The organism is Paraburkholderia sp. A1RI_3L (assembly GCF_048957895.1).
GTDB classification, from domain to species: domain Bacteria; phylum Pseudomonadota; class Gammaproteobacteria; order Burkholderiales; family Burkholderiaceae; genus Paraburkholderia; species Paraburkholderia kururiensis.
Map to the genome: position 1 here is coordinate 287,353 of NZ_JARCHA010000005.1, position 24,979 is coordinate 312,331.

The window sequence follows — 24,979 nt, forward strand, 5'->3', positions numbered from 1 at the left end:
GGCGGCGCACGCGTGACCGTGTGCGACTGTCTCGCCGCCATTGTCGTCATTGCGCCGGACCTCTCTTATGCCGCCCAGCCTTTCCCCCGCTTCATCCAGCGATTCCGCCCAGCCCGCCGTGCCCAAAGTAGGCTTCGTCAGCCTGGGGTGCCCCAAGGCCCTCGTCGATTCCGAGCAGATCATCACCCAGCTGCGTGCCGAAGGGTACGAGATTTCGGGCACCTACGACGGCGCCGATCTCGTCGTCGTCAACACGTGCGGCTTCATCGACGAGGCGGTGCAGGAAAGCCTCGACGCCATCGGCGAAGCGCTCACCGAAAACGGCAAGGTGATCGTGACCGGGTGCCTGGGCGCAAAGAAGAGCGCGAGCGGCACGGGTCTCATCGAGGAAGTGCATCCGAAGGTGCTGGCCGTGACGGGCCCGCATGCCGTGGGCGAGGTGATGCAGGCCGTGCACAGCCATTTGCCCAAGCCGCACGACCCGTTCGTCGACCTGGTGCCGGCGGCGGGCGTCAAGCTCACCCCGCGCCACTACGCCTACCTCAAGATCTCCGAAGGCTGCAATCATCGCTGCACCTTCTGCATCATTCCGTCGATGCGCGGCGACCTCGTCTCGCGTCCCGTCGCGGAAGTCATGCTCGAAGCCGAGAACCTGTTTCGCTCCGGCGTGAAGGAACTGCTCGTCATCTCGCAGGACACGAGCGCCTATGGCGTCGACGTGAAATACCGCACGGGTTTCTGGAACGGCCGACCGCTCAAGACGCGCATGACCGAGCTGGTGGGCGCGCTCGGCGAACTGGCCGCGCAGTACGGCGCGTGGGTGCGGCTGCACTATGTCTACCCGTATCCGCACGTCGACGAAATCATTCCGATGATGGCCGAAGGGCCGCTCAAGGGCCATGTGCTGCCGTATCTCGACGTGCCGTTCCAGCACGCGCACCCCGAGGTGTTGAAGCGCATGAAGCGGCCCGCCAACGCCGAAAAGACGCTCGAGCGCGTGCAGGCCTGGCGCAAGGTGTGCCCGGAGCTCACCGTCCGCAGCACGTTCATCGCGGGCTTTCCCGGTGAGACCGAGGAGCAGTTCGAAACGCTGCTCGACTTTATCCGCGAAGCCGAACTGGACCGCGTGGGCTGCTTCGCCTACTCGCCGGTGGAAGGCGCGAGCGCGAACGAGCTGGACGGCGCCTTGCCCGACGACGTGCGCGAAGCGCGCCGCGCGCGCTTCATGGAAGTGGCCGAAGCCGTGTCGGCCAGACGCATTCAGCGCAAGGTCGGCAAGACGCTGAAGGTGCTCGTGGACGAAGTGAACGCCGACGGCGGCATTGGCCGCACGGCCGCGGATGCGCCCGAGATCGACGGCGTGGTCTACGTGGCGCCGCCTTCGAAGCCCTCGAAGCGCTACAAGGTGGGCGATTTCGTTTCCGTGAAGATCACGGGCGCGGACGGCCACGACCTGTGGGGCGAGGTCTGAGCCATGGCATCCACGGGTCCGGCAGCTTCCACGGGTCACGGCACGCCGCAGATCCTCGCGCTCGGCGAGGCGATGATCGAGTTCAACCAGGTATCGCCGAACGCGCCCGAGTACCTGCAGGGTTTCGGCGGCGACACGTCGAACTTCTGCATTGCGGCCGCGCGCCAGGGCGCGGCGACGGGCTTCGTGTCCGCCGTGGGCAGCGATCATTTCGGGCGCCTGCTGCTCGATCTGTGGCAGCGCGAAGGTGTCGATACGTCGTATGTGCGCACCGACGGCGGCGCCTCCACGGGCGTGTACTTCGTCTCGCACGGGCCGTCGGGCCATGAGTTCGACTATCTGCGCGCGGGTTCGGCGGCGAGCCGTTACGCGCCGCGCGACCTGCCGCTCGATGCGATTGCGGCCGCCCAGGTCGTGCACCTCTCCGGCATCAGTCTCGCGATCAGCGTGTCCGCGTGCGACGCGGCGCTGGCCGCCATCGACCATGCGCGGGCGAACGGCGTGCGCGTGAGTTTCGACACGAACCTGCGGCTCAAACTCTGGCCGCTCGCGCGGGCGCGCGCCGTGATGCTCGAAGCGATCCGGCAAACGGACATCTGCCTGCCGAGCTGGGACGACGTGACCGCGCTCACCGGACTCAGGGGCCGCGACGAGATCGTGGACTTTCTGCTCGCCCACGGGCCGCGCGTGGTCGCGCTCAAGCTGGGCCGGGACGGCGCGTATGTCGCGACGCCGGACGAGCGCCGCGTCGTGCCGGGCCACGTCGTGGATGCGGTGGATGCCACGGGCGCCGGCGACTGCTTCGGCGGCACCTTCGTGGCGCGCCTCGTAGCGGGCGACGACCCGTTCGCCGCAGCGCGTTACGCGAACGTGGCGGCCGCACTCTCCACTCGGGGCTTCGGTGCCGTCGCGCCCATTCCGCTACGCGAGACGGTCGAACGCACGCTTGCAGGTTGAGCGATACCTTCTCAGCGCTTACACATTCGCAGCACAAAAAGGGAGACAGACAATGCAACGGGAAGTCGTAGTGGCAAGCGGTGTGCGCACCGCCATCGGCGATTTTGGCGGCAGCCTCAAGGACTTTGCGCCCACGGATCTCGGCGCGCGCGTGGTGCGCGAGGTGCTCTCGCGCGCGCAGGTGTCGGGCGACGAGGTGGGCCATGTGGTGTTCGGCAACGTCGTGCACACCGAAGCGAAGGACATGTACCTCGCGCGCGTGGCCGCGCTCAACGGCGGCGTCGCGCAGCACGTGCCGGCGCTCACGGTGAACCGGCTCTGCGGCTCGGGTCTGCAGGCCATCGTCTCGGCGGCTCAGAGCATCCTGCTCGGCGATGCGGACATCGCGATCGGCGGCGGCGCCGAGAGCATGAGCCGCGCGCCGTATTCGATGCCCGCGGCGCGATTCGGCCAGCGCATGGGCGACGCGCGTCTGGTCGACATGATGGTGGGCGCGCTCAGCGACCCGTTCCAGGCGGTGCATATGGGCGTGACCGCGGAGAACGTGGCGCGCAAGTACGGCATCACGCGCGAGGCGCAGGACGCGCTCGCGCTCGAATCGCACCGCCGCGCGGCACGCGCCATCGCGAACGGTTACTTCAAGGACCAGATCCTGCCCATCACGATCGCGTCGAAGAAGGGCGAGACGGTCTTCGATACCGACGAGCACGTGCGCGCCGAGGCATCGCCCGACGACTTCACGAAGTTGAGGCCGGTATTCGCGAAGGAAGACGGCACGGTGACGGCGGGCAACGCGTCGGGCATCAACGACGCGGCCGCGGCCGTCGTGCTGATGTCCGCCGATGTCGCCCAGCAGCGCGGCGTGAAGCCGCTCGCGCGCCTCGTCGCTTACGCGCACGCGGGCGTCGATCCCGCCTACATGGGGATCGGCCCCGTGCCGGCTTCGCGCAAGGCGCTCGAACGCGCGGGTCTCACGGTGGGCGACCTCGACGTGATCGAAGCGAACGAGGCCTTCGCGGCGCAGGCCTGCGCGGTCAGCAACGAACTCGGCTTCGATCCCGCGAAGGTGAACCCGAACGGCTCCGGCATTTCGCTGGGGCATCCCATCGGCGCGACGGGCGCGCTGATCACGGTGAAGGCGTTGTACGAGCTGCAGCGCATCGGCGGCCGCTACGCGCTCGTGACGATGTGCATCGGCGGCGGGCAGGGCATTGCCGCCGTGTTCGAACGGATCTGAATACGCGGCACGCCGGCAAGCGATGGGCAAGGCGCGGCGGATGCAAGGAAGAGGGCTGATGGAAGGATTGCAGGCAACGAAGTTGGGCAGCATGGGAGTCGCCGACCGGCTGGCGAAGTTCGCGACCGTTGCACGGAGCGCGGCGGGCGAGTGCGATGCGATAGACGCGAGCGGTACGAAGGAAGGCGAGTCGGGCCGCGTCAGGCCGGGCCGCGCCAAGCCCAGCCGCTTGAAATCTAGCCACGCCAGGGCCTTCGCACTGACCCTCGCGCTGCTCGCGGCCACCCTGAGCGCTAGCGTGCCGCTCACCGCGCAAGCGCAAAGCGACGCCGTCAAGGAACTCGCCGCGCCGCCGCCCATCCCGTTGCCGCTCAAGCCCAGCCCGGAATTCGCGAAGTTCCCGCGCTACACGGGCACGCTCGGCAAGCGTGCCATCGTGCTGCGGCTCGGACCGAAGACCGACGATCCTTCCGGCGTGCACGGCGAGTATCAGTTCACCGACACGGGCGAAGTCATCCTGATTGCCGGCGACCGCGAAGGCGACACGCTGGAAGTCGAGGAATCGAACGACGGCACGCACATTACCGGCAACTGGGTCGGCAAGTTCGGGCCAGACGGCGTGCTGCAAGGCGATCGCATGAACGTCGACGATTCGGACCCGCAACCGTTCGACCTGCATCCGCTGGCGGCGGGACAACCGGTGCCGGCCGGGGCCGCGCGGCCCGCGGCGCAAGTGCAGGGGCAAGTGCAGGGGCAAGTGCAGGGGCAAGTGCAGGGCCCAGCCCAGGCGGCGGCTGCACCGTCCCAGCCCGCAGCGGCGCCGCCGGTGGGTGCGGCGGCGGCCTCGTCGTCGGCGCCTGCTGCCGGCGCGCATGCCGTGGGCGGCGTGAGCAATCTCACCATCGGCGATTGATCGCGCACCGATGGCCCTGGAGGGCAAGCATTGCGCGGCCGGGTACTGCGCGCGGTGCTGTCCCGCTAACAGCATCCACGTCGCGGCCGCATTGGCGGCTCCTTGCACATGGCACCTTGCACATGGCACCTTGCGCACCGCAACCTCGGCTAATCTTCAGTCTACGCAGCGCGTGCCGGGCATCGGTCATTCAGTCCGCTCGCGCCGCTACCATCCTCATCCAATAACGTTCCCGTCGCGCTCGCTGCCATGACCCAACCGCCTTCCAAGCCGAACCGCCGCCTCCAGACCCGCATCGTGCGCGCCGAAGACCAGCTCACGCCGGGCTTCGAGTCGTTCGCCGTGCCCGTCACGAGGGCATCGACTGTCGTGTTTCCCGATCTCGCCACCTTGCGTGCGCTCGACTGGCGCAACGACGCGCAGTGGCGCTACGGCCTGCATGCCACGCCCACCTCGCTCACGCTCGCACAGCGGCTTGCCACGATCGAGGGCGGCAATCACGCGCTGCTCCAGCCCTCGGGGCTCTCGGCCATCTCGAACGTGTACTTCGGCATCGTGAAGGCGGGTGACGACGTGCTCATTCCCGACAACGTCTACTCGCCGAACCGCGACCACGCCGAGTGGCTCGCGCACGACTTCGGCCTCACGGCGCGCTACTACGATCCGATGATCGGCGCGGGCATTGCCGGGTTGATCCGCCCGGAAACGAAGCTCATCTGGCTGGAGGCGCCGGGCTCGGTCACGATGGAAGTGCCCGACGTGCAGGCCATCACCACCGTCGCGCGCGCACGCAACGTGATCACCGCGATCGACAACACCTGGTCGGCCGGCCTCGCGTTCCGTCCGTTCGAACACGGCGTGGACATTTCGGTGCAGGCGCTCACGAAGTACCAGTCGGGCGGCGGCGACGTGCTGATGGGCGCCACCATCACCGCGGACAAGGAACTGCACCTGAAGCTCAAACTCGCGCGCATGCGCATGGGCATCGGCGTGTCGTCGGACGATTGCTCGCTGATCCTGCGCAGCCTGCCCAGCATGAAGGTGCGTTTCGAGCAGCACGACCGCAGCGCGCTCGCGCTCGCGAAGTGGCTGAAGACGCGCAGCGAGATTGCCGCCGTGCTGCACCCCGCGCTGCCCGACTGCCCGGGTCACGAATTTTTCGCGCGCGACTTCAGCGGCGCAGGCGGCCTCTTTTCGGTCGTGTTCGACGAGCGCTACACGCCCGCGCAGATCGACACGTTCTGCGAATCGCTGGAGCTGTTCTCGCTTGGCTGGAGCTGGGGCGGCGCGCACAGTCTGGCCATGCCGTACGACGTGGCGTCGATGCGCAGCGCGAGCCGCTGGCCGCATCGCGGCACGCTGGTGCGCTTCTACGTGGGACTCGAGGACGAGGCCGATCTGCAGGCCGATATCGAACGCTGTCTCGCGGCGCTCGATTAACCTGGGTCAACCTGGGTCAGGCTGGATCAGCCTGGATCAGCCTCGGCTAGCGAAGGCGTTGCGGCCTTGCTGGTCGCCGCCTTATGCGGCAACGGCAACCGGCAACGCGGCCAATGTCGTGTGACGAGGTGAGTCGGGGGCGGCGAAGTCAGGCGGCGAACATGACATGAGCCGCCACGCCGCCCGAAATGTCAGAACAGGCGCAACAGCCCGTCGAGGCCGACGAAGTTGAAGGCCACGCTCGCTGCCTCGCGCACCACGGGCTTGGCGCGGAACGCCACCGAAAGTCCGGCCGCCGCCATCATCTTGAGGTCGTTCGAGCCGTCGCCCATCGCAATGGCGCGGCGCGGGTCGATGCCCATTTCCTTGCAGGTTTCGAGCAGCGTGCGCGCCTTCACGTCGGCGTTCACGATCTCGCCCACCACCTTGCCCGTGAGCTTGCCGTCCACGATTTCGAGCGTATTGGCGCGCGTGTAGTCGAGGCCGAGCCGCCCCTTGAGCCGTTCCGTGAAGAACGTGAAGCCGCCCGACACCAGCAGCGTTTTCAGGCCCGCGGCCTTCGCGCCGGCCAGCATGCGTTCGGCGCCGGGCGAAAGGCGCAGCCGCTCTTCGTAGACGCGCCCGAGCACGTTCGCGTCGAGCCCCGCGAGTAGGGCGACGCGGCGCGTCAGACTTTCGTTGAAGTCCTGAATCTCGCCGCGCATCGCGGCTTCCGTAATCGCCGACACCTCGGCCTTCAGCCCGCAGAAATCCGCAATCTCGTCGACGCATTCGATCGTGATGAGCGTGGAGTCCATGTCCATGGTCACGAGCCCGAAGTCCGCGAGCGAGCGGCCCGGCTCCACGAAGGCGTAGTCGAGCGCGTGGGTGGTGCAATAGACATCGAGGTCGGGACGCTGCGCCGGATCGGCGTCTTCGATACGAATGGCGTGCGCGTCGATTTCGACGGCGCGGCGGCCGCGTGCCAGCGCGACGAGCGGTTTCTGGTGGGCCGGGTTGAACGGCGACGAGGCCTGGATGACGAGATTCATGGGCTATGCAGCAGCGCGCGAGGCGGGATAGTCGGAGAAGAAGGGGCGCGGAAAATCCGGCTATTGTAACGGTTCGGGGCGGGCGATCCGGTGCCGTGGCAGCGGGGGCGGGTTTGCGGCTCGGGAGTCGGTGTCGTGCTGGCGTTCCTGGTCATCGGCAGCTTTTGCACGCCGTGGCGCAGGCGTTACAGGGTCAACCCAGGGCCAACCCAGGGCCAACGCGCCTCGCGCGGCCTTGCCGCTGTTCCCCTTGAGCGAGCGCCGGCGGCTCCGGGCGGCGCTAAGCGGCTCGAGGCGGCTCAAGGTGGCGCGAGGCGGCCCTGTCGCGACCCGTAATGGCTTCAGGTGCTCAGGCACGCATGCTGCTTGGTTCTTCGTTCAAGACCTGGGAGCGCAACATGTCACGCATGATCTGGAAAGGCGCGATCAGTTTCGGCCTCGTGCACGTGCCGGTGCAGCTGTTTCCGGCGACGCGTTCGGAGAACGTGAGCTTTCATCTGCTCGACAAGCGGTCCATGGACCCGGTGGGCTACCGGCAGATCAACAAGCGCACCGGCAAGGACGTGCCGCGCGAGCAGATCGTGCGCGGCTACGAGTACGAAAAGGAAAAGTACGTCGTGCTTTCCGACGACGAGATCCGCGCGGCGAACCCCGAATCCACGCAGACGGTCGACATCCTCGCCTTCGTGGATGCCCCCGCCATCTCGTTCCTCTATCTCGAAACGCCGTACTTCCTCGCGCCGGACCGCAAGGGCGAGAAGGTCTACGCGCTGCTGCGCGAAGCCTTGAAGGCGTCGGGCAAGATCGGCGTGGCGAGCGTGGTCATGCACAACAAGCAGCATCTCGCGGCGCTCGTGCCGCTCGGGCCCGTGCTCGCGCTCAACACGCTGCGCTGGGCCGACGAGATCCGGCCCGTGAGCGAACTCACGCTGCCGCCCGAAGACGCGAAGAAGGCCGGCGTGACGGCCCGCGAACTGGACATGGCGAAAAAGCTGATCGACGACATGAGCGAGGACTGGAACCCCGAGCGCTATCACGACACGTTCCGCGACGACGTGCTCGAACTTGTCGAGCGCAAGATCCGCGAAGGCAAGACCGAAGAGATCGAAACGCCGGAAGAGCCGCGGCCGCGGCGTAGCGCCGAGATCCTGGATCTTTCGGAGCTGCTGCGGCGCAGCCTCGGGCGCGGCAAGGGCCGAGGGAGCGGGCGAGCCGAGCGCGACGAAGAGCCGGACGACGACCCGTCGGGCGGCGAAGCATCGGAGGACGGCAAGCGCGGCAAATCGCGTAGCCGTGCGCGCGGCGACGGCGCAGGCACGACAACCCGTGCGACAAACGGCACGACTGCGCGAAGCAGCCACGCCGCCGCGCGCGGCACGGGCCGCACAACGGCGCGCTCGACCTCGCGCGGCACAGGCCGCAAAACCAGCGAGACCGCGCGCAAGGAAACGCCGCACAGAAAGCGGCACGCGGCTTGACGGCGCGAGGCGCAGCCGCAGGTTGAGGCAAACGCGCAAGCAAAGGCACAAGCAAAGGCAAACGGGCATGGCCGGCAAACTCGACACCTATCAGCGCAAACGCCGCTTCGATGCCACGCCGGAGCCCTCCGGCGCGCCGAAGCGTGCCGCTCGCGGTACGCGCGGTACGGGTACAGGAAAGACCGCCGCCGCCACTGCGCGCGCGAAGCGGCGCGGCAACGGCCATGCGCTGTCCTACGTGATCCAGGAGCACGACGCGCGGCGGCTTCACTACGATTTCCGGCTCGAGCTGGACGGCACGCTCAAGTCGTGGGCAATACCGAAGGGGCCAAGTCTCGATCCGTCGGTGAAGCGGCTGGCAGTTCACGTCGAAGACCATCCCATCGAATACGGCAGCTTCGAGGGCGAGATTCCCGAAGGCAACTACGGCGCGGGCACGGTGCTCGTCTGGGACCGCGGCGTGTGGGAGCCCGCGGGCAGCGAAAAGGAGGCGCTCGAGTCTTACCGCGCGGGCAAGCTCAAGTTCAGGCTCGAAGGCGCGAAGCTGCACGGCGGCTGGACGCTCGTGCGAAGCGGTATGCGCGGCAGCGGCGACAAGGAGCAGTGGCTGCTCATCAAGGAGCGCGACGAAGAGGCGCGCCGCACCGACGAGTACGACGTGCTCGCCGAATGCCCCGGCAGCGTGCTTTCGCCACGCGGTGCAGCGGCGGCGCGGCCTGCGGGTGCCGCGGGCCCAGCCAGCACTGCGGGCGCGGCACGCCGCAACAGCGCAGGCACCCCGCGCCGATCAAAGCAGTCATCGAAGGCCGACCGCCCCGACATCATCGCCACGCGCAACACCGAGTCGCTGCGCGAGCTTGCGCGCGAGCCCGGCATCGAAGGCGCGGTAAAGGCGGCGTTGCCGGCCACGCTCAAGCCGCAGCTCGCCACGCTCGTCGATTTCGCGCCGCCCGGCAACGACTGGGTCTATGAGATCAAGTTCGACGGCTATCGCGTACTCGCGCGCATCGACCATCACGCGCGCAAAGAGACGGTGCGCATTTTCACGCGCACCGGCAACGACTGGACCGCGAAGTTCAGCCGCCAGGCGCGCGCGTTCGAGCGGCTGGACCTCGAATGCGCGTGGCTCGATGGCGAGGCGGTGGTGCTCGACCGTCACGGCATGCCGGACTTCCAGGCGCTGCAGAACGCGTTCGACGCGAACCGTCCCCAGGACATCACGATCTTCGTGTTCGACGTGCCGTTTCTCAACGGCTACGACCTGCGCGCCGTGCCGCTCGTGCAGCGGCGCGCGATCCTGCGCGCGCTCCTTGCCGACGTCGACGAGCGCACTCAAGGGCTGCTGCGTTTTTCCGAGGACTTCGCGGTGAATCCCGACGAACTGCTGCAAGGCGCCTGCGCGAACGGACTCGAAGGCATCATCGCCAAGCGCGCCGATAGCCATTACACGTCGGCGCGGGCGTCGTCGTGGATCAAGCTGAAGTGCCGGCAACGGCAGGAGTTCGTGATCGGCGGCTATACCGAGCCCGCGGGCAGCCGCGCGGCGTTCGGTTCGCTGCTGCTCGGCGTCTATGACGCGAAGGGCAAGCTCCAGTACGCGGGCCGGGTCGGCACGGGCTTTGACGCCGCCAGACTGCGCGCCGTGAAGAAGGAACTCGACGCGCTCGAAGCGCAGCGCATGGCGTTTGCGACCATGCCGCGCGAGCGCAGCAGCACGCCCGTGCACTGGGTGAAGCCCGAACTCGTCTGCGAGTGCAATTTCGCGCAGTGGACGGGCGACGGCCTCGTGCGCCAGGCCTCGTTCGTGAGCCTGCGCCGCGACAAGCCCGCGCGTCAGGTGAGCCGCGAAGCGCCGGTGCATGCGGCGGCATCCGCGGATGAACCGGCACAGGACCGTTCGAACGAGGAGGACACCATGCAGCAGACCGGGGAAACAGTGGGAAAGCCCTCCCGCTCGAAGAAGGCAGCACGTACTGCACCTGCTGCACGCGGTACGTCGTCGGCGGCATCGGGCGCATCCGCTCTGTCGAAAGCCCACTCGCGCAGTGCATGGGCCGAGGTGGCGGGCGTACGCATCTCGCATCCCGATCGGGTGATCGACCCCGACAGCGGCACGCGCAAGCTCGACCTCGTTCATTACTGGGAGTGGGTGGCGCCGTGGCTGCTGCCCCATCTGCAGGACCGGCCCGTTTCGCTCGTGCGCGCGCCCGACGACATTGGCGGCGAACTGTTCTTCCAGAAGCACGCGCAGAAGCTGGAGATTCCGCACATCACCCAGCACGCGGGCCTCGATCCGGGCCACGCGCCGCTCCTGACCATCGACAGCGTCGAGGCCCTCGTGGGCGCGGCGCAGATGGGCGTGATCGAGCTGCACACGTGGAACGCGCTCGTCACGGACATCGAGCGGCCCGAGCGCATGGTGTTCGATCTCGACCCCGACCCGGCGCTCGGCTGGGACCGCATGATCGAAGCCGCGGAACTCACGCGCACGATCCTCACTGAACTGGGCCTCGAATCGTTTTGCAAGACGAGCGGCGGCAAGGGCTTGCATGTGGTCGTGCCGCTCACGCCGCAGGCCGGCTGGGACGAGGTGAAAGCCTTCTCGCAGGCTGTCGCGCAGCATATGGCCGCTACGCTGCCGGACCGGTTCAGCGCGAAGATGGGCCCGCAGAATCGCAAGCGCAAGATATTCGTGGACTACCTGCGCAACAACCGGGGGTCGAGCACCATCGCCGCGTATTCGGTGCGTGCGCGGCCGGGGCTCGGTGTCTCGGTGCCGATCACGTGGGACGAGGTTCCCGGCACCACGGCCGGCGACCAATGGACGATCGCGAATCTTCACGAGCGCCTGGACGCGTTGCGGCAGGACCCGTGGGCCGGTTATGCGAAGACGCGCCAGCGCATTACCGCGACCATGAAAAAACGGCTTGGCGTGAAGAACTGAAGCGCGCAGCCGCATACAACGGCATACATTGACGTATAGCGTCGTATGGCGACGTATAGCCGGGCACGCGAGCCGAGATCGGGGGAAGCGGACTGCCGTCAGCCGCGCTCGTGGCATGTGCTGCGCCCGGCGCATCATTCCATTCCAATAAGGAGCCTCGGATGAAAGCTGTTGGTCTTTATCGTTATCTGCCCGTCGACCATCCCGAAGCACTCGTCGACGTGGACATCCCCACGCCCGAGCCGCAAGGGCGCGATTTACTCGTGAAAGTCGAGGCGATCTCCGTCAATCCCGTGGACTACAAGGTGCGTGCACCGAAAGACACGGTGGAGAAAGCGCCGCGCATCCTGGGCTGGGACGCTGCGGGCACGGTGGCCGCCGTAGGCCCCGAGGTTGAACTCTTCAAGGTGGGCGACCCGGTGTTCTACGCGGGCAGCATCACGCGGCCGGGCGCGAACAGCGAATACCACGTCGTGGATGAACGCATTGTGGGCAGCAAGCCCGCCTCGCTCGACTTCACGCACGCCGCAGCTTTGCCGCTCACCGCGATCACGGCGTGGGAGGCATTGTTCGACCGGCTCGGCGTGTCGCCCGAAGGCGCCGATGCGGGCCGCTCGGTGCTGATCGTGGGCGGCGCCGGCGGCGTGGGCTCCATCGGCATCCAGCTCGCGAAACGGCTCGCGAAGCTCACGGTGATCGCCACGGCGTCGCGGCCCGAATCGGCGAAATGGGCGAGCGGGCTCGGTGCGGACCACATCGTCGACCACTACGGCGATATGCCCGCACAGATGAAAGCGGCAGGCTTCGAACAGGTGGACTACGTGCTGCTCTTTCACGACACGGACGCCCACTTCCCGGCCGCCGCGCAGATCGTGAAGCCGCAGGGCGCCATCTGCACGATCGTCGAGAACACGAAACCGGTGCCGGTCGAGCTGCTCAAGGCGAAGAGCGCGTCCTTTCACTGGGAGTTCATGTTCACGCGCTCCATGTTCGGCACGCCCGACATGATCGAACAGCACCGTCTGCTGGGCGAAGTTGCGCGCCTCGTGGATGCGGGCACGCTGCGCACCACCGTAGGCCAGCATCTGGGCACGATCAACGCGCAAAACGTGAGGCATGCGCATCAACTGCTGGAGGCGGGGCGCGCTATCGGGAAGATCGTGCTGTCGGGGTTCTGAGCGCGGCACATGGGTTCATGCGAGGTTCATGCGAGGTTCATGCGGAGTTCATGCGGAGTTCATGCGGAGTTCATGCGGAGTTCATGCGGAGTTCATGCGGAGTTCATGCGGAGTTCATGCGCGGGTCCGGGCGGCGGGTCCACGCGCAAAAAACGCGCGGCGACAAGCGGGGGAATACCTGAATCGGTGCGCGTCGCGGCGGTCGCAGGGTGGCGTTAGACTGGCAGGACACCCTAAGACTGGAAGGCAGCACCGCGCCGCATGCGTGGCCGTTTGAACGCGCGATGGCGCGGCGCCACAACAAGGAGGTGAGGTATGAGCTCCCGCCGTACACGCCGGGCCGTTGTTACCGCAGCCGTACTTGCCGTCGTTTCGGGAGGCGGATTCATGACGAAGGCCGAGGCCGCGCCGCCCGTCAAGGTGACGTCGCAGACGCCGCCCGACGGTCCCATCCAGTACACCGTCAAGGTCGTGTCGAAGGAGTTCGGCAACGCGCAGGAGACGCGCACGCTGCGGTCCGGCCAGACCGACGACTTCACGTGGAAGACCGTGCCGCCCGGCGGCTCCGTGAGCGTGAACAACCAATGCCCCGGCTACGCGGACCTGCCGCTCGATGCGAACGGTGCGCTGCTGCGTCAGACGCGGATTCGCCTTGCGCCCATCGTCGCGAGCGACGGCACGGCTACCGTGCAGTTGAGCTTCCAGGCGCAGGCGCCGCGTGGCAAGGCGACGGTGAAGAGCGGCGGCAAGACGCTGACCTGTCCGACCTTCGCAGCGACGAACCAGGTGCTGCGCTTCGCGATGCCCACCAATGGCACGGTGAAGACCGTCACGCTCACCGACGGCACGCAGGTCAGCGTGTCCGCCAAACGCTAGGGGCGGCCCGCCGTTCGCTCCACGAGCCGCGCCGCGAGAAAGCGGTGCTCGGCCGAGAACAGGTGCCGGTAGGTAAGCAGCACGGCGCCCACGGTACCGAGCGCCGACGACGCGGCGATCAGAAACATGATCACGATCTGGTAGCGCACGGCCTGCAGCGGCGATTGCCCCGCGAGCACCTGGCCCGTCATCATGCCGGGCAGGCTCACCACGCCCACCACGGCCATCTGGTTGAGCGTGGGAATCATGCCGGCCCGCACCGCCTGGCGCGCGGGCTCCTGCGCCGCTTCCCAACGCGTCGCGCCTAGTGCGAGCGCCATTTCGACGCGGTCGCGCCGGGCCGTGAGTTCTTCGGTCATGCGCTCCACGCCGAGCGACACACCGGTCAGCGTGTTGCCGAGAATCATGCCGAGTATCGGAATCGCGTATTGCGGCGCGTACCACGGCCGGATGCGAATCACGACGAAGAGCCCGACGGCCGCCACGAGCCACGAACTAACCCAGATCGAGACGATGCTGTCCGCGCGCTGGCCCGCGTAGGTGCGCGAGCCGCGCTGCGCGCCCGCGAAGCCCGCGATCAGCGTCATCAGCACCATCAACGGCAGCACGGCGTACCAGCGGTCGTACTGGAACACCCATCCGAGCACGTAGCCGATCGCGAGCAGCTGCACCACGGTGCGCACCGCGGCCCAGGCGAGCTTGCGTTCGAGATCGAGCTTGAGCAGCACCGACACCGCGCCGTTCACCACGATCAGCAACGCTGCGATGCCGACGTCGACGAGGCTGAGGTTTTGCAGGCTCGTGTTCATCGCGTGGACTCCTTCGGGAGGTTCGGATCGGGCTGCGTCGCGGGTTGCTTGCCTTCGTGCCGGGGCCGGGTTTCCGGCGGCGCCGTGGCCGCGGCGGCGGGCGCTTCTGCGTTCGCGTCCGTTTCTGCGTTCGCCTCCATTCCGCCGAGCACGCCGGCGCGCATCGTGAGATGCCGGTTGCTGACGCGTTGCGCCTGGGCGGGATCGTGCGAGACCCAGATCGCGGCGCGTTGGGTCGTACCGCTGTCGCAGGCCTCGAACCATGCGAGCACGAGCGATTCGATGGCGCGCGACGACTCGGGGTCGAGCGACGCCGTGGGTTCGTCGAGCAGCAGCACTTGCGGATCGAGTTGCAGTACGCGCACGAGCGCCGCAATCTGCGCTTCGCCGCCGGAGAGTTCGCTTGCTCGCCGTGCGAGGAAGTCGTCGCCGCGTCCCGCCGCGCGCACGAGTGCCGCGGCGCGCTCGCGGTCGAACGAAACGTCGCGGTAGACGCGCAGCGCATACGGATAGCGCAGGTTGTCTTCCACGGTGCCGTCCAGCATGGCGGGGCGCTGGCGGATGTAGGCGACGTTGCGCCGGTAGCGCGGCATCGCCTCGCGCGAGACGGGTTGGCCGTGCCACCACACGTCGCCGCCATCGAGCGGATCGAGCAGGGCGAGCGCGCGCAGCAGCACGCTCTTGCCCGAACCGGAGGGACCGGTGACGGCGGCGCGGTCGCCCGCATGCAGCGCGAGGCTGGCGGGGTGGAGCAGCAGCTGGCCGCGCTCGGCATCGCGGCGCACGATGGCGCGGGCTTCGAGAAGGGGCGTATCGGTCATGGGCGCGGTTATTCGGGGACCTGCGGCGCGGCGGCACCGCTCGCGTGGTTTCTTCGTCCGTGGCCGGATGGCTTCGCGGGCGGCCCGCACGAGGCCGGGCCGCGGTTTGCGGGGCATGCCGCGCTGCGGCATCATACGGAGCCTTCGGGGCGTGAAAGCGGACTGGCCGCTGCGGCGGGTACGGACCCTGCTGCCGCCCTTATAAACGGTCAAAAACACAACGGAGCAGGCATGACGCCGGAGCAGACCCCCGCGCGCACTCCCGGCCGACGCGTCGGCAAGATCATCGCATGGCTCGTAGCGCTCGTCGCTGTCCTCGTCGCCGTGGTCGCTGTGGTATTTCTCACGTTCGACTGGAACCGCGCCCGCCCCTGGGTGGACGACAAGGTGAGCCAGGCGATCGGCCGCACCTTGCGCATCGAAGGCGACCTCAAGCTGGGCTGGCGGCATCCGGTGGGCGAGACCGGCTGGCGCGCATGGGTGCCGTGGCCGCGCTTTTCGGCGGCGCACATCACTGTGGCCAATCCCGACTGGGCGAAGACGCGCTACTTCGCGACGCTCGACGAGATCGACTTCGAGGTCGAGCTGCTGCCGCTCCTCGCACATCGCATCGTGGTGCCGGTGATCAACCTTGTGAATCCGTCCGTCGATCTGGAGCGTACCCAGGACGACCGCAACAACTGGACCTTCAAGCTGCCGTCGTCGAGCGGGCCGTCCACCTGGAAGCTGGATCTGCACGATGTCACGTTCGCCAAAGGCTATGTCGCGTATGCGGACCAGAAAACGAAGGCCGACGTGCAACTGACCGTGGACACGCTGGGCCAGGCGATCCCGATCGGCGACGTGATGGCGGCGCAGGAAAATGCGTCGCGCAACGCGTCGGCACAGATGGTGGGCAAAGCGGGCGCGGCGCGGCTGGCGGCCCAGGCGAAGGCAATCGAGGCGTCGGAGGCTGTCGAGGCTTCGGGGGCTTCGGGGGCTTCCGGCGCTCCAGGGGCTTCCGGCACTTCTGGCGCTTCTGGCACTTCGGTTCCGGGCGCGACTGCGGCCGCTTCCGGTTCGCGGACGGCGGCTGCGTCGGCTCCGGGCACGCCAGGTTCGGTCAGTTCGGGATCAGCGGCCAGGGCTCCGGTGGCCTCGGCGAGCGCGGTCGCCTCGGCGGGCAGCGGCTCCGCCAGTGCAAGCAGGGCCACCAGTTCCAGCAGTGCCGCCAGTTCAAGCAGCGCCGCCAGTGCAAGTGAAGCCGCCCGCGCTACTGCCACGCCTGCCGCCGCACCGCTCTACGCCATCGGCTGGACGCTGAAGGGCACCTACAACCACGCGCCCGTCTCCGGCACCGGCAAGCTGGGCGGCATACTCGCGCTGCAAGACGCGAATCGCCCGTTCCCCGTGCAGGCCGACGTACGCGCGGGCGACACGCACATTGCGCTCGTGGGCACGATCACCGATCCCGCGCACCTCGCGGCCGTCGATCTGCGCCTGTGGCTGCAAGGCGCAAGCATGGCGCATCTCTACACGCTCACCGGCATCACGTTGCCCGAGACGCCGCCTTACGCGACGGATGGCCGGCTCGTGGGCCAGTTCAAGCGCAACGGCAACGTGTTCCGCTACGAGAATTTCACAGGCCGCGTGGGCGGTAGCGATCTCAACGGCACGCTGGCGTGGTTCCAGCGTCAGCCGCGGCCGCTGCTGCAAGGCCAGTTGGTGTCGAACCTGCTGCAGTTCTCCGACCTCGCGCCGATCATCGGCGCAGATACCAACGCGAGCAAACGCAAGCGCGGCGACGTCTCGAAGCAGCCGGCGGACCGCGTGATTCCCGTCGAGGCATTTCGCACCGACCGCTGGAAGGCCATCGACGCGGACGTGACGCTCACGGGCCGGCGCATCGTCAAGAACGCGAACCTGCCGATTACGGACCTCTACACGCACGTGCTGCTGCGCGACGGCGCGCTCTCGCTGCAGCCGCTGCGCTTCGGCGTGGCGGGCGGCACGCTGGATTCGAATATCGACCTCGACGGCAGCGGCGTGCCGCTCAAGGGGCGTTTCGCCGCCGCGGCGCGTCACCTGAAGCTCAAACAGCTGTTTCCGGGCGTGAAGTCGATGCAATCGGCGCTCGGCGAGATCAACGGCGACGCGTCGCTCACGGCCACCGGCAATTCGCCCGCCGCGCTTGCCGCCACCTCGAACGGCGAGGTGAAGGCGCTCGTGACGCAGGGCACCATCAGCCTGCTGCTCATGGAAGCGGCGGGGCTCAACGTGGCGAACGTGGTCTATGAAAAGCTCTTCGGCACGCGCGACGTGAAGATCAACTGCGCCGCGGCGGATTTCGTCGCGACCGACGGCGTGCTCGACTCGCGCGTGTTCGCACTCGATACCGAGGACGCGGTGATCAACATCGACGGGAAAGTGAATCTTCACGACGAGTCGATGGATCTCCACATTCATCCCCATACAAAGGGCTTTCGTGTGTTCTCGCTGCGCTCGCCGCTCTACGTGAAAGGCACGTTCAAGGACCCGCACGTCGGCGTGGACGCCGCCGCGCTCGCGTTGCGCGGCGGGGCGATGGTGGGGCTCGGGTTGCTCAATCCGTTCGCAGCGCTGATTCCGCTCATCGCCCCAAGCAACAACCAGCCGTTGCCGTGCGCCAATCTGCTCGCGCAGATGCGACAGCAGCCCACGGCTCCGCCGCCGGGACAGAAGGAGAAGGCGCCGCGTCTACCGCCGGCGGGCACGGGCGCGCACGCGCCAGGTGGTGCGGCCTCGCGATAGCAGGCCGGACCAGCAGGGCTTACCCAGGATTTAGCTGGAAGTGTTCAAGCGACGCCCGGGCCTGTTATGAACTGACCAGGCCCGGCGCAGCAGACCCTAGCGCAGCGAGCGCGGCGTGGCGTCGCCCGCCGCGTCCTGGCGCCGCGCGCCACGACGGGCGGCGAGCCCTGCGCGCGTAGCGCCGAACTCGGGCAGAATCCGCCCGCGAGCGCGGCTCGCAAAGACAAGGAAGCCGAAACCGTCGGCCTCATACCAATAACCGCCGTTCTCGAGACCGTCGAGGGGCTGCTCGAGCGCATTCGCAATGGATTCGATACAGCGGCGGCGCAACTCCGCGGTGGCCGGGTAGGGCGGCTGCGCGCCGCGCACGCTGCACAACAGCACGTCGAGTCCGGGGAGGACATGCGCATAGAGCACGGGCTCGTCCTGAGCGCGCGCACGCGCGATCTTCGTGTCGAGCTGGCCGAACGGTTTGAAATGCGTGAGTACGGCGAGAAAGGACTCGTCGCTGTCCGCCTTCACGCGCTTACGCTTCTTCGGGAAGGACATAAACATTCGCCTGAAAAGGAATTGCAACAAACGCAGCGTTCTCATGCGACCACTCCCGGCCTCGCGCGCCGCACGTCGATCTTTTATAGCATACGAAAATGCCGGATTCACGATGATTCGACCAACTGTCCGACTCATGTGCACCGCACGTCTCATGCCGGACCGCGCGCCGCGCTGCAGGCGTCTCCGGACTTCTGTCTGTAGCCATAATATAGACCGGCATGCCCGCGCAGTGCATGCAGGCCCCATAAAAAAGGCCGTCTTGCACGCTGTTAGTGTGTGCCTTATGTGCGCTGGCGCTTGCAGGGCGGGTCGTTGAAATATCTGCCGTTCAACAGGATAATGGGCCGCTTCCGTACATGCGAAGTTTCCGCCCTCGCGGTGCGCCCGTCTATCCGTTCGGGCGCGGCCCGCAGCGTCGCGCATGTCGTGCAGAAGTGCACAAGAGCATAAGAGCCACGAGCGCACGATTCGGCAACCTGGACGCCTATCGATGAAACTGTTCACCAAGGGTCTGCTGCTGATCGCCGTGCCGAGCGCCGTCGAACTGGCGCTGTTGGGGTTCGTGTTCGGCACCCAGGAAGAGGCCATGCAGGCCGCGAAAGGCGCGGCGGACAGCCAGCAGGTTCTCTGGCAGGCCACCACGCTCGCCCAGCCGCTGTTGCGCGAGGCGGCGCGCGTGCGCACAGGCGTGGTGCTGGGCGACCCGTCTTTCATCGACCGGCGCGCCATCTGGGCCGACTTCTCGGACCGTCTCGGCCAGCTCGAACATCTCGTGGCCAACCAGCCGGAACAGGTAGCACGCGTGCACCGCATGCGCGCCGCGGCAGAGGCCTGGCGTACCGAGGTGTCGGGCGTGGCGAGCGCGCTTTACGAAGGGCGCACCATCGGCCCTTATGCCGACGCCCAGAACGATGCGCTGCCGCCGCAAATCCAGCTCGTGCGCACACAGCTTGACGATTTCATTACCGAAGAGCGGCGCCGCGATTCGGAGAGCCGTGCATCGCTCGCGCTCACGCGCACGCGCCAGCAGGCCGCGCTGATTGCTGCCGTGGTGGGATCCATGCTGATCTGGGCGGGTTCCGCGTTCGTGTTCGCGCGCAACATCGGCAGGCGGCTCGCGGTGCTCACGGCCAATGCCGGGCGGCTCGGCAACAGCCAGCCGCTCACCGCGCCGCTGTCGGGCAACGACGAGATCGCGGCACTCGACACCGTGTTGCACGACACCAGCGCGCGGTTGCGCGGCGCCGAGCGCGAGCAGATCGAACTCAAGGCGCAGCTCGAAGCGCGCGCGGCCGAACTCGCGCGCCTGAACGAGCATCTGCGCCAGGAGACGCAAGACAACGAGATGTTCATTTACAGCGTCTCGCACGACCTGCGCTCGCCGCTCGTGAACCTGCAAGGGTTTTCGAACGAACTGCAGGTCTCGTGCGACGACCTGCGCACCACGGTGGAAACGGCGCGACTGCCCGCACCCGAACACGAGCGCCTCGCCGAAGTGCTGGACGGCGACATCCGCGAGTCGCTGCAGTTCGTGCGGCACGCGGTGAACCGGGCGGCGGCCATCATCGACGCGCTCCTGCGCATTTCGCGCGCGGGGCGCGTGGAGTACCACTGGCAGCGCGTGAGCATAGGCCGTGTGATGGCGCGTATCGTGGACGGCCTGGAAGGGACGCTCGCCGGGCGCGGTGTCTCCATAGCGGTGCGCGAATTGCCGCCGGCATGGGGCGACCCGGCGGCGATCGAACAGGTGTTCGGCCAGTTGACCGGCAACGCGCTGCGCTATCTCGACCCCGCGCGGCCGGGCCGCATCGAGGTGGGCGCGCTCGACCCCGAACCGGAAGAGCCCGTCGACGAACACGATCCGGCCGCCGTGCCGCGCCCTCGCATGCGCACCTACTATGTGCGCGACAATGGCGTGGGCATTCCCGCGGGCTCGCTGCCGGGCATGTTCCGCGCGTTCTCGCGTCTGCGCACCGACACGGCCGAAGGCGAGGGCATCGGCCTTGCCATCGTGCGGCGCACCGTGGAGCGGCACGGCGGGCGGGCGTGGGTCGAATCGGTGGAAGGCGCCGGGTCCACGTTCTTCTTCACGCTGCCCGAGCAGCCCTTGCGTGCACCATGAAGCCAACCCCAGAGCGCACCGGACAACCAACCGCGAAGCAAACCACCCAGCCCACCATGCCGACATCTCACGTCCGCCTCGCCACGCGCCACGCGCGCCTCTCCTTCCGGAGCCAACCATGACACAAGGAGAGACCGTCAGCATCGTGCTCGTCGAAGACGACGACGGCCATGCGACGCTCGTCGAACGCAACCTGCGCCGCTCGGGCATTTCGAACGGCTTTCTGCGCCTTCGGGACGGCGCCGAAGCGCTCGACTACTTCTTTGGCGATCCGGCCGCGCACGCGGAGCGCGCCTGGCCTGCGCGCGATCAGCTCACGAACGTCGTGGTGCTGCTCGACCTGCGCATGCCGCGCGTGGACGGCTTCGAGGTGCTGCGCCGGCTGAAGGCGTCGCCGGAAACGGCCGCGGTGCCCGTGATCGTGCTCACCACCACCGACGACCCGCGCGAGATCGAACGCTGCTACGAACTGGGCTGCAACGTCTACATCACGAAGCCCGTCGAATATGACGCGTTCATCGAGGCGGTACGGCGGCTCGGCTTCTTCCTTCAGGTCGTGAAGCTGCCGCAGGGCCAACGGTTCGCTTCACATGGATGACGACGCGGCCGGCGCCGCACCCCGGGGAACCGCTACGAACGAACGCTTTTTCACAACACACGCCGCCGCTTCCACCAGCATGACCGACCGCGCTACGCCTGCCGCCTACATTCTCGTCGTCGACGACGACGAAGGCATTCTCCGTCTTGCCCGCAAGTCGTTGATGCGGGCCGGCGTGCGCGTGGCGACCTGCACGGGCGCCGCGAGCGCACGCGAACTGATCGCCGCCGAGGCGCCCGATCTGCTCGTGCTCGACTATCAGCTCGACGGCCCCGAAACCGGGCTCGATTTCTTCCGCCGCCTGCGCGCCGAAGACGTGCGCATTCCGGCCATTCTCGTCACGGGTTTCACCGACGAGTCGCGCGTGATCCAGGCGCTGCGCGCGGGTGTCTCCGACGTGGTGCCGAAGTCGGGCGACTATCTCGACTATCTGCCCGAAGCGGTGGAGCGCGTGCTCGCGCAGATTCGCCTGCAACGCGCGTCGGCCGAAGCGCTCCTGTTGCTCGATCGCGAAGAGCACTACCGCACGCTTTCCGAGGCGCTGCCGCACCTCGTGCTCACGTGTCGCTCAGATGGCCGCTGCGATTTCATCTCGAAGCAGTGGGTGGAGTACACGGGCCTCGACGAAACGCGTTCGCTGGGCCTTGGCTGGCTCGACGCCGTGCACGCCGACGACCGCGAAGAGGTGCGTCGCACCTGGCTCGCGGCGGTGTCGGGCGGCGCGACGGGTTACTACCACCACGAAATGCGGATCCGGCGCCACGACGGCGCGTACCGCTGGTTCGACGTGCGCATCGTCGCCGTGCGCGATCCGCGCGGCGGCGTGAACAAGTGGTTCGGCAGTTGCACGGACATCCAGCCTCAGCGCGAGGCGATCGAGGAACGCGAACGGCTGCTCGCCTCGGAGCAGGCGGCGAGACAGGCGGCCGAAGACGCCAATCGCGCGAAGGACCGCTTTCTCGCCATGCTGTCGCACGAGCTGCGCACGCCGCTCACGCCGGTGCTGGCCGGCACGCGCGTGCTCGACATGATTGTCGATCTGCCCGAGCAGGCGCGCGCGAGCGTGCGGATGATCCGCCGCAATATCGAACTGGAAGCGCGCCTGATCGACGATCTGCTCGATCTCACGCGCGTGGCCAACGGCAAGCTGAGCCTCACGCTGGAAACGGTGGACGTGCACGAGGTGATCGACAGCGTGCTCGAACTTTTTCGCAGCGAGATTCAGGTCAAGCAGCAGGACGTGCACATCGACACGGCGGCGCGCCATCACTACGTGCGCGCCGACCGCGCGCGCCTGCAGCAGATGCTATGGAACCTCGTGCGCAACGCCGCCAAATTCACGCCCGACGGCGGACACATCTACGTGCGCACGCGCGACGAAGGTTCGCAGATCCAGATCTCGGTGGAAGACACCGGCATCGGCATTGCGCCCGAGCAGATCGGCAAGCTGTTCAATGCGTTCGAGCAGGGCAGCCACAACATGACGCGTCAGTTCGGCGGCCTGGGGCTGGGCCTCGCGATCACGAAGGCACTCACCGACGCCCATGGCGGCCACGTGAGCGCGAAGAGTCCGGGCGTGCATTGCGGCGCGACCTTCACGATCGTGCTGCCTGTCTGCGAGCCTCCGCAGGCTGAGCCGGCGGCGCCCGTGTCGGCCGTATCCATGGCCGCGTGCACGTTGACGATCCTGATGATCGAAGATCACGAGGACACGGCCGAGGTCATGGCGCAGCTTGTGCGCAGCCTTGGTCATGACGTGACGGTGGTGAGCCTCGTGGCCGATGCGTTGGCGGCGGCCCAGAGCATCGAGTTCGATCTCGTGATCAGCGACGTGGGTTTGCCGGACGGTACAGGCCTCGATTTCATCCGCGCTTTTCGCGAGCATTCGGCGGTGCCGGCCGTTGCACTGACGGGCTTCGGCACCGACGAGGACGTGCGCCGCAGCATCGAAGCCGGTTTCACCTGGCATCTCACCAAGCCGGTGAATTTCGCGCAACTCGAACAGCTGATCGAGAGCGCGGCGAGGCAGAAGGCCGAACCGCCGGGGGCGACGCCACCACTCGAGCAGACGGCGCGCGACGTCGATCTGGGCCTATAGCGCTCGATAGCCCTTCGTTGCTCTGCCGGTGCAAACCGCGAGCAGAGCAATATGCCGGCAGGTATCAGCGCGGCTGGCTCTTCAGCGTGTCGCGAATCTCGCGAAGCAGCAGCACGTCTTCGGGCGTGGGCGCCGGCGCGGCGGGCGCGGCTTCTGCGGGCTGGCGCAGCTTGTTGATGAACTTCACCATCAGAAAGATGATGAACGCGAGGATGAGGAAGTTGATCACGGCCGTGATGAACGAGCCGTAGCCGAACACGGCCACGCCGGCTGTCTGCAGATCTTTATACGAATCGGGGTTGCCCTTGAACGAGGGCGGAATGGTGCCGAGCCGGACGAACTGGTTCGAGAAATCGAGGCCGCCGGTGACAACGCCAATGACCGGCATGATCAGGTCCTTGACGACCGAATTCACGATGGTGGAAAACGCGCCGCCGATGATGACGCCGACCGCCAGATCCATCACGTTGCCCTTGACGGCGAATTCCTTGAATTCCTTGATCATGCCCATGGGGCGGACCTCCTTGAAGTTATTGATTGGGTAGCGCGGCATTAAAGCACGCCGTTCGGCCAATGATAGTCAACGTCTTACCGTGAGGGTAGCGATTCGCGCTGCGAGGCGAGGCTCATGCCCTCAAGCCGGTTTCGTGCCTGCATGTGCGCCCGCACCCGCCACCGCGCGGCCGATGTGCACGACGAAGCTCGCCGGATCAATGTTGGTGCCGCACAGAAGCACGCCCACGCGCTTGCCCTGAACCGTCTCGCGCAGCGGTCCGACGAGCGCCGCCGTGGCGGCCGCGCAGGCCGGCTCGACGGCGAGCTTGAGCTGGTTGAAGAGCAGCAGCATGGCCGCGCGCAAGGCGTCGTCGGAAACGGTCACGATGCGGTCCACGTGGCGGCGGCACAGTTCGTAGCTGTATTGCTCGGTGAACGGCGCCATCAGCGAGTCGGCAATGCTCTCCACGTGGCTCATCTTCACCGTGCGATTGGCCGCGAAGCTGCGGCTCATCACGTCGGCGCCTTCGGGCTCCACGCCGTACACGTGCACGCGCGGATTGGCGAGGCGCAGCGCCGTGGCCACGCCGGCCGCGAGCCCGCCGCCGCCTATGGGCACGATCACGGCGTCGAGGTCGGGCGTCTGCGTGGCCCATTCGTAGCCGAGCGTCGCAGTGCCGAGCACCGTGCGATAGCCGTTGAACGGATGCACGTAGTAGCGGCCTTCTTCTGCCTCGACCTGGCGCACGGTTTCGAAGGCTTCTGCCGGGCTGCCGGCCATGACGATCTCGGCCTTGTACTGGCGGCACAGCGCCACGCGCGCAGGATTGGCCGAATGAAACAGCACGACCTTTGCGCCGATGCCGAGCCGCATGGCCGCATAGGCCACGGCCACCGCATGATTGCCGCCCGACACGCAGGTCACGCCCGCGCTGCGCTGGGAGCTGTCGAGCGCAAGCATGTTCGTGAACGCGCCGCGCGCCTTGAAGCTGCCGCCCGCCTGCAACAGTTCGAACTTGAAGTTGACGATGGTGTCTTCGAGCGACGGAAAGTCGTGGCGCTCGAACACCGGCGTTCGCACCACCCACGGCGTGAGCGCGAAGTGCTGTGTGGCGATGTCGTCGAGCGTGGGAATCGGCTCGCCGTCTATCGTATGGTCGGTGTGCTGCGGGGTGGCGGTGGACATGGCG

General features: G+C 67.4%; 19 protein-coding genes. 13 read left to right on the top strand and 6 right to left on the bottom strand.

All coding sequences use genetic code 11. The features are described 5' to 3' along the window. Window positions 1–67 precede the first annotated feature (67 nt). The 5 genes from rimO to PXJ20_RS16725 all read left to right on the top strand — a co-directional run bounded on the left by rimO (window position 68) and on the right by PXJ20_RS16725 (window position 6,018). Entirely contained in the window at window positions 68–1,471 is a 1,404-nt protein-coding gene (gene rimO, locus PXJ20_RS16705) for a 30S ribosomal protein S12 methylthiotransferase RimO (protein ID WP_017773770.1), read from the top strand. A 3-nt stretch (window positions 1,472–1,474) separates the two neighbouring features. Then, window positions 1,475–2,428: a sugar kinase gene (locus PXJ20_RS16710; protein WP_421029323.1), complete on the top strand. Its 954-nt coding sequence runs from the start codon at window positions 1,475–1,477 to the stop codon at window positions 2,426–2,428. 52 nt (window positions 2,429–2,480) lie between these two features. After that, on the top strand, window positions 2,481–3,665 hold the full coding sequence (bktB, locus tag PXJ20_RS16715; RefSeq protein WP_421029322.1) for a beta-ketothiolase BktB: 1,185 nt from the start codon (window positions 2,481–2,483) through the stop codon (window positions 3,663–3,665). A gap of 91 nt (window positions 3,666–3,756) precedes the next feature. Next, on the top strand, window positions 3,757–4,578 hold the full coding sequence (locus PXJ20_RS16720; RefSeq protein WP_421057431.1) for a hypothetical protein: 822 nt from the start codon (window positions 3,757–3,759) through the stop codon (window positions 4,576–4,578). Between the two features lie 249 nt (window positions 4,579–4,827). Then, window positions 4,828–6,018 carry a cystathionine beta-lyase gene (locus tag PXJ20_RS16725; RefSeq protein WP_421029320.1) on the top strand — a complete coding sequence of 397 codons (1,191 nt, stop codon included), beginning with the start codon at window positions 4,828–4,830 and terminating at the stop codon, window positions 6,016–6,018. Between the two features lie 191 nt (window positions 6,019–6,209). On the opposite strand, the gene serB is transcribed toward PXJ20_RS16725, so the two are convergent. Beyond that, window positions 6,210–7,049, bottom strand: a complete 840-nt coding sequence (gene serB, locus PXJ20_RS16730; RefSeq protein ID WP_421029319.1) for a phosphoserine phosphatase SerB — start codon at window positions 7,047–7,049, stop codon at window positions 6,210–6,212. Between the two features lie 398 nt (window positions 7,050–7,447). On the opposite strand from serB, the gene PXJ20_RS16735 reads away from it, so the two are divergent. The 4 genes from PXJ20_RS16735 to PXJ20_RS16750 all read left to right on the top strand — a co-directional run bounded on the left by PXJ20_RS16735 (window position 7,448) and on the right by PXJ20_RS16750 (window position 13,525). After that, complete coding sequence (locus PXJ20_RS16735) at window positions 7,448–8,527, top strand: Ku protein (protein ID WP_421029318.1); 1,080 nt, start codon at window positions 7,448–7,450, stop codon at window positions 8,525–8,527. Between the two features lie 67 nt (window positions 8,528–8,594). Further along, window positions 8,595–11,471: a DNA ligase D gene (gene ligD / locus PXJ20_RS16740; RefSeq protein ID WP_421029317.1), complete on the top strand. Its 2,877-nt coding sequence runs from the start codon at window positions 8,595–8,597 to the stop codon at window positions 11,469–11,471. A gap of 161 nt (window positions 11,472–11,632) precedes the next feature. Beyond that, window positions 11,633–12,649, top strand: coding sequence for a zinc-binding alcohol dehydrogenase family protein (locus tag PXJ20_RS16745; protein ID WP_421029316.1), 1,017 nt, complete (start codon window positions 11,633–11,635; stop codon window positions 12,647–12,649). Window positions 12,650–12,964: 315 nt separating this feature from the next. Continuing rightward, entirely contained in the window at window positions 12,965–13,525 is a 561-nt protein-coding gene (locus PXJ20_RS16750; protein ID WP_026121239.1) for a DUF6013 family protein, read from the top strand. Here the strand turns inward: PXJ20_RS16750 and PXJ20_RS16755 are convergent. Next, window positions 13,522–14,334 carry an ABC transporter permease gene (locus PXJ20_RS16755; RefSeq protein ID WP_421029315.1) on the bottom strand — a complete coding sequence of 271 codons (813 nt, stop codon included), beginning with the start codon at window positions 14,332–14,334 and terminating at the stop codon, window positions 13,522–13,524. The genes PXJ20_RS16750 and PXJ20_RS16755 overlap by 4 nt on opposite strands. Further along, window positions 14,331–15,155: an ABC transporter ATP-binding protein gene (locus tag PXJ20_RS16760; RefSeq protein ID WP_421029314.1), complete on the bottom strand. Its 825-nt coding sequence runs from the start codon at window positions 15,153–15,155 to the stop codon at window positions 14,331–14,333. Before PXJ20_RS16760 ends, PXJ20_RS16755 begins: the two co-directional genes overlap by 4 nt. Window positions 15,156–15,386: 231 nt before the next feature. Between PXJ20_RS16760 and PXJ20_RS16765 the strand changes: the two genes are divergently transcribed. Next, entirely contained in the window at window positions 15,387–17,924 is a 2,538-nt protein-coding gene (locus tag PXJ20_RS16765; protein ID WP_421029313.1) for an AsmA family protein, read from the top strand. A gap of 96 nt (window positions 17,925–18,020) precedes the next feature. On the opposite strand, the gene PXJ20_RS16770 is transcribed toward PXJ20_RS16765, so the two are convergent. Then, window positions 18,021–18,518 carry a hypothetical protein gene (locus PXJ20_RS16770; protein ID WP_026121240.1) on the bottom strand — a complete coding sequence of 166 codons (498 nt, stop codon included), beginning with the start codon at window positions 18,516–18,518 and terminating at the stop codon, window positions 18,021–18,023. A gap of 448 nt (window positions 18,519–18,966) precedes the next feature. Here PXJ20_RS16770 and PXJ20_RS16775 point away from each other — a divergent pair, with 448 nt between their 5' ends. From PXJ20_RS16775 to PXJ20_RS16785, 3 genes are all read left to right on the top strand, one after another. Further along, window positions 18,967–20,598 (top strand): sensor histidine kinase, encoded by a 1,632-nt coding sequence (locus tag PXJ20_RS16775; protein ID WP_421029312.1) that lies wholly within the window; start codon window positions 18,967–18,969, stop codon window positions 20,596–20,598. 118 nt (window positions 20,599–20,716) lie between these two features. Next, window positions 20,717–21,196 (top strand): response regulator, encoded by a 480-nt coding sequence (locus PXJ20_RS16780; RefSeq protein ID WP_017773783.1) that lies wholly within the window; start codon window positions 20,717–20,719, stop codon window positions 21,194–21,196. Between the two features lie 79 nt (window positions 21,197–21,275). Then, the gene (locus PXJ20_RS16785) at window positions 21,276–23,294 is read left to right on the top strand and encodes a hybrid sensor histidine kinase/response regulator (RefSeq protein WP_051061961.1); all 2,019 of its coding nucleotides are present in this window, start codon (window positions 21,276–21,278) and stop codon (window positions 23,292–23,294) included. A 64-nt stretch (window positions 23,295–23,358) separates the two neighbouring features. Here PXJ20_RS16785 and mscL read toward each other — a convergent pair whose 3' ends face one another. Together mscL and PXJ20_RS16795 are read right to left on the bottom strand one after the other, a co-directional pair. Further along, complete coding sequence (gene mscL, locus PXJ20_RS16790; protein WP_017773785.1) at window positions 23,359–23,805, bottom strand: large conductance mechanosensitive channel protein MscL; 447 nt, start codon at window positions 23,803–23,805, stop codon at window positions 23,359–23,361. Window positions 23,806–23,928: 123 nt separating this feature from the next. Next, window positions 23,929–24,975, bottom strand: coding sequence for a threonine/serine dehydratase (locus PXJ20_RS16795; RefSeq protein ID WP_421029311.1), 1,047 nt, complete (start codon window positions 24,973–24,975; stop codon window positions 23,929–23,931). Window positions 24,976–24,979 lie beyond the last annotated feature (4 nt).

Coding starts and splice junctions, on each gene's coding strand:
- mscL (WP_017773785.1), bottom strand. CDS start 23,805: ATGGGCATGATCAAGGAATTCAAGGAATTCGCCGTCAAGGGCAACGTG.
- rimO (WP_017773770.1), top strand. CDS start 68: ATGCCGCCCAGCCTTTCCCCCGCTTCATCCAGCGATTCCGCCCAGCCC.
- PXJ20_RS16735 (WP_421029318.1), top strand. CDS start 7,448: ATGTCACGCATGATCTGGAAAGGCGCGATCAGTTTCGGCCTCGTGCAC.
- PXJ20_RS16710 (WP_421029323.1), top strand. CDS start 1,475: ATGGCATCCACGGGTCCGGCAGCTTCCACGGGTCACGGCACGCCGCAG.
- PXJ20_RS16755 (WP_421029315.1), bottom strand. CDS start 14,334: ATGAACACGAGCCTGCAAAACCTCAGCCTCGTCGACGTCGGCATCGCA.
- PXJ20_RS16720 (WP_421057431.1), top strand. CDS start 3,757: ATGGGAGTCGCCGACCGGCTGGCGAAGTTCGCGACCGTTGCACGGAGC.
- PXJ20_RS16780 (WP_017773783.1), top strand. CDS start 20,717: ATGACACAAGGAGAGACCGTCAGCATCGTGCTCGTCGAAGACGACGAC.
- PXJ20_RS16795 (WP_421029311.1), bottom strand. CDS start 24,975: ATGTCCACCGCCACCCCGCAGCACACCGACCATACGATAGACGGCGAG.
- PXJ20_RS16785 (WP_051061961.1), top strand. CDS start 21,276: ATGACCGACCGCGCTACGCCTGCCGCCTACATTCTCGTCGTCGACGAC.
- PXJ20_RS16745 (WP_421029316.1), top strand. CDS start 11,633: ATGAAAGCTGTTGGTCTTTATCGTTATCTGCCCGTCGACCATCCCGAA.
- bktB (WP_421029322.1), top strand. CDS start 2,481: ATGCAACGGGAAGTCGTAGTGGCAAGCGGTGTGCGCACCGCCATCGGC.
- ligD (WP_421029317.1), top strand. CDS start 8,595: ATGGCCGGCAAACTCGACACCTATCAGCGCAAACGCCGCTTCGATGCC.
- PXJ20_RS16725 (WP_421029320.1), top strand. CDS start 4,828: ATGACCCAACCGCCTTCCAAGCCGAACCGCCGCCTCCAGACCCGCATC.
- PXJ20_RS16775 (WP_421029312.1), top strand. CDS start 18,967: ATGAAACTGTTCACCAAGGGTCTGCTGCTGATCGCCGTGCCGAGCGCC.
- PXJ20_RS16765 (WP_421029313.1), top strand. CDS start 15,387: ATGACGCCGGAGCAGACCCCCGCGCGCACTCCCGGCCGACGCGTCGGC.
- PXJ20_RS16750 (WP_026121239.1), top strand. CDS start 12,965: ATGAGCTCCCGCCGTACACGCCGGGCCGTTGTTACCGCAGCCGTACTT.
- serB (WP_421029319.1), bottom strand. CDS start 7,049: ATGAATCTCGTCATCCAGGCCTCGTCGCCGTTCAACCCGGCCCACCAG.
- PXJ20_RS16760 (WP_421029314.1), bottom strand. CDS start 15,155: ATGACCGATACGCCCCTTCTCGAAGCCCGCGCCATCGTGCGCCGCGAT.
- PXJ20_RS16770 (WP_026121240.1), bottom strand. CDS start 18,518: ATGAGAACGCTGCGTTTGTTGCAATTCCTTTTCAGGCGAATGTTTATG.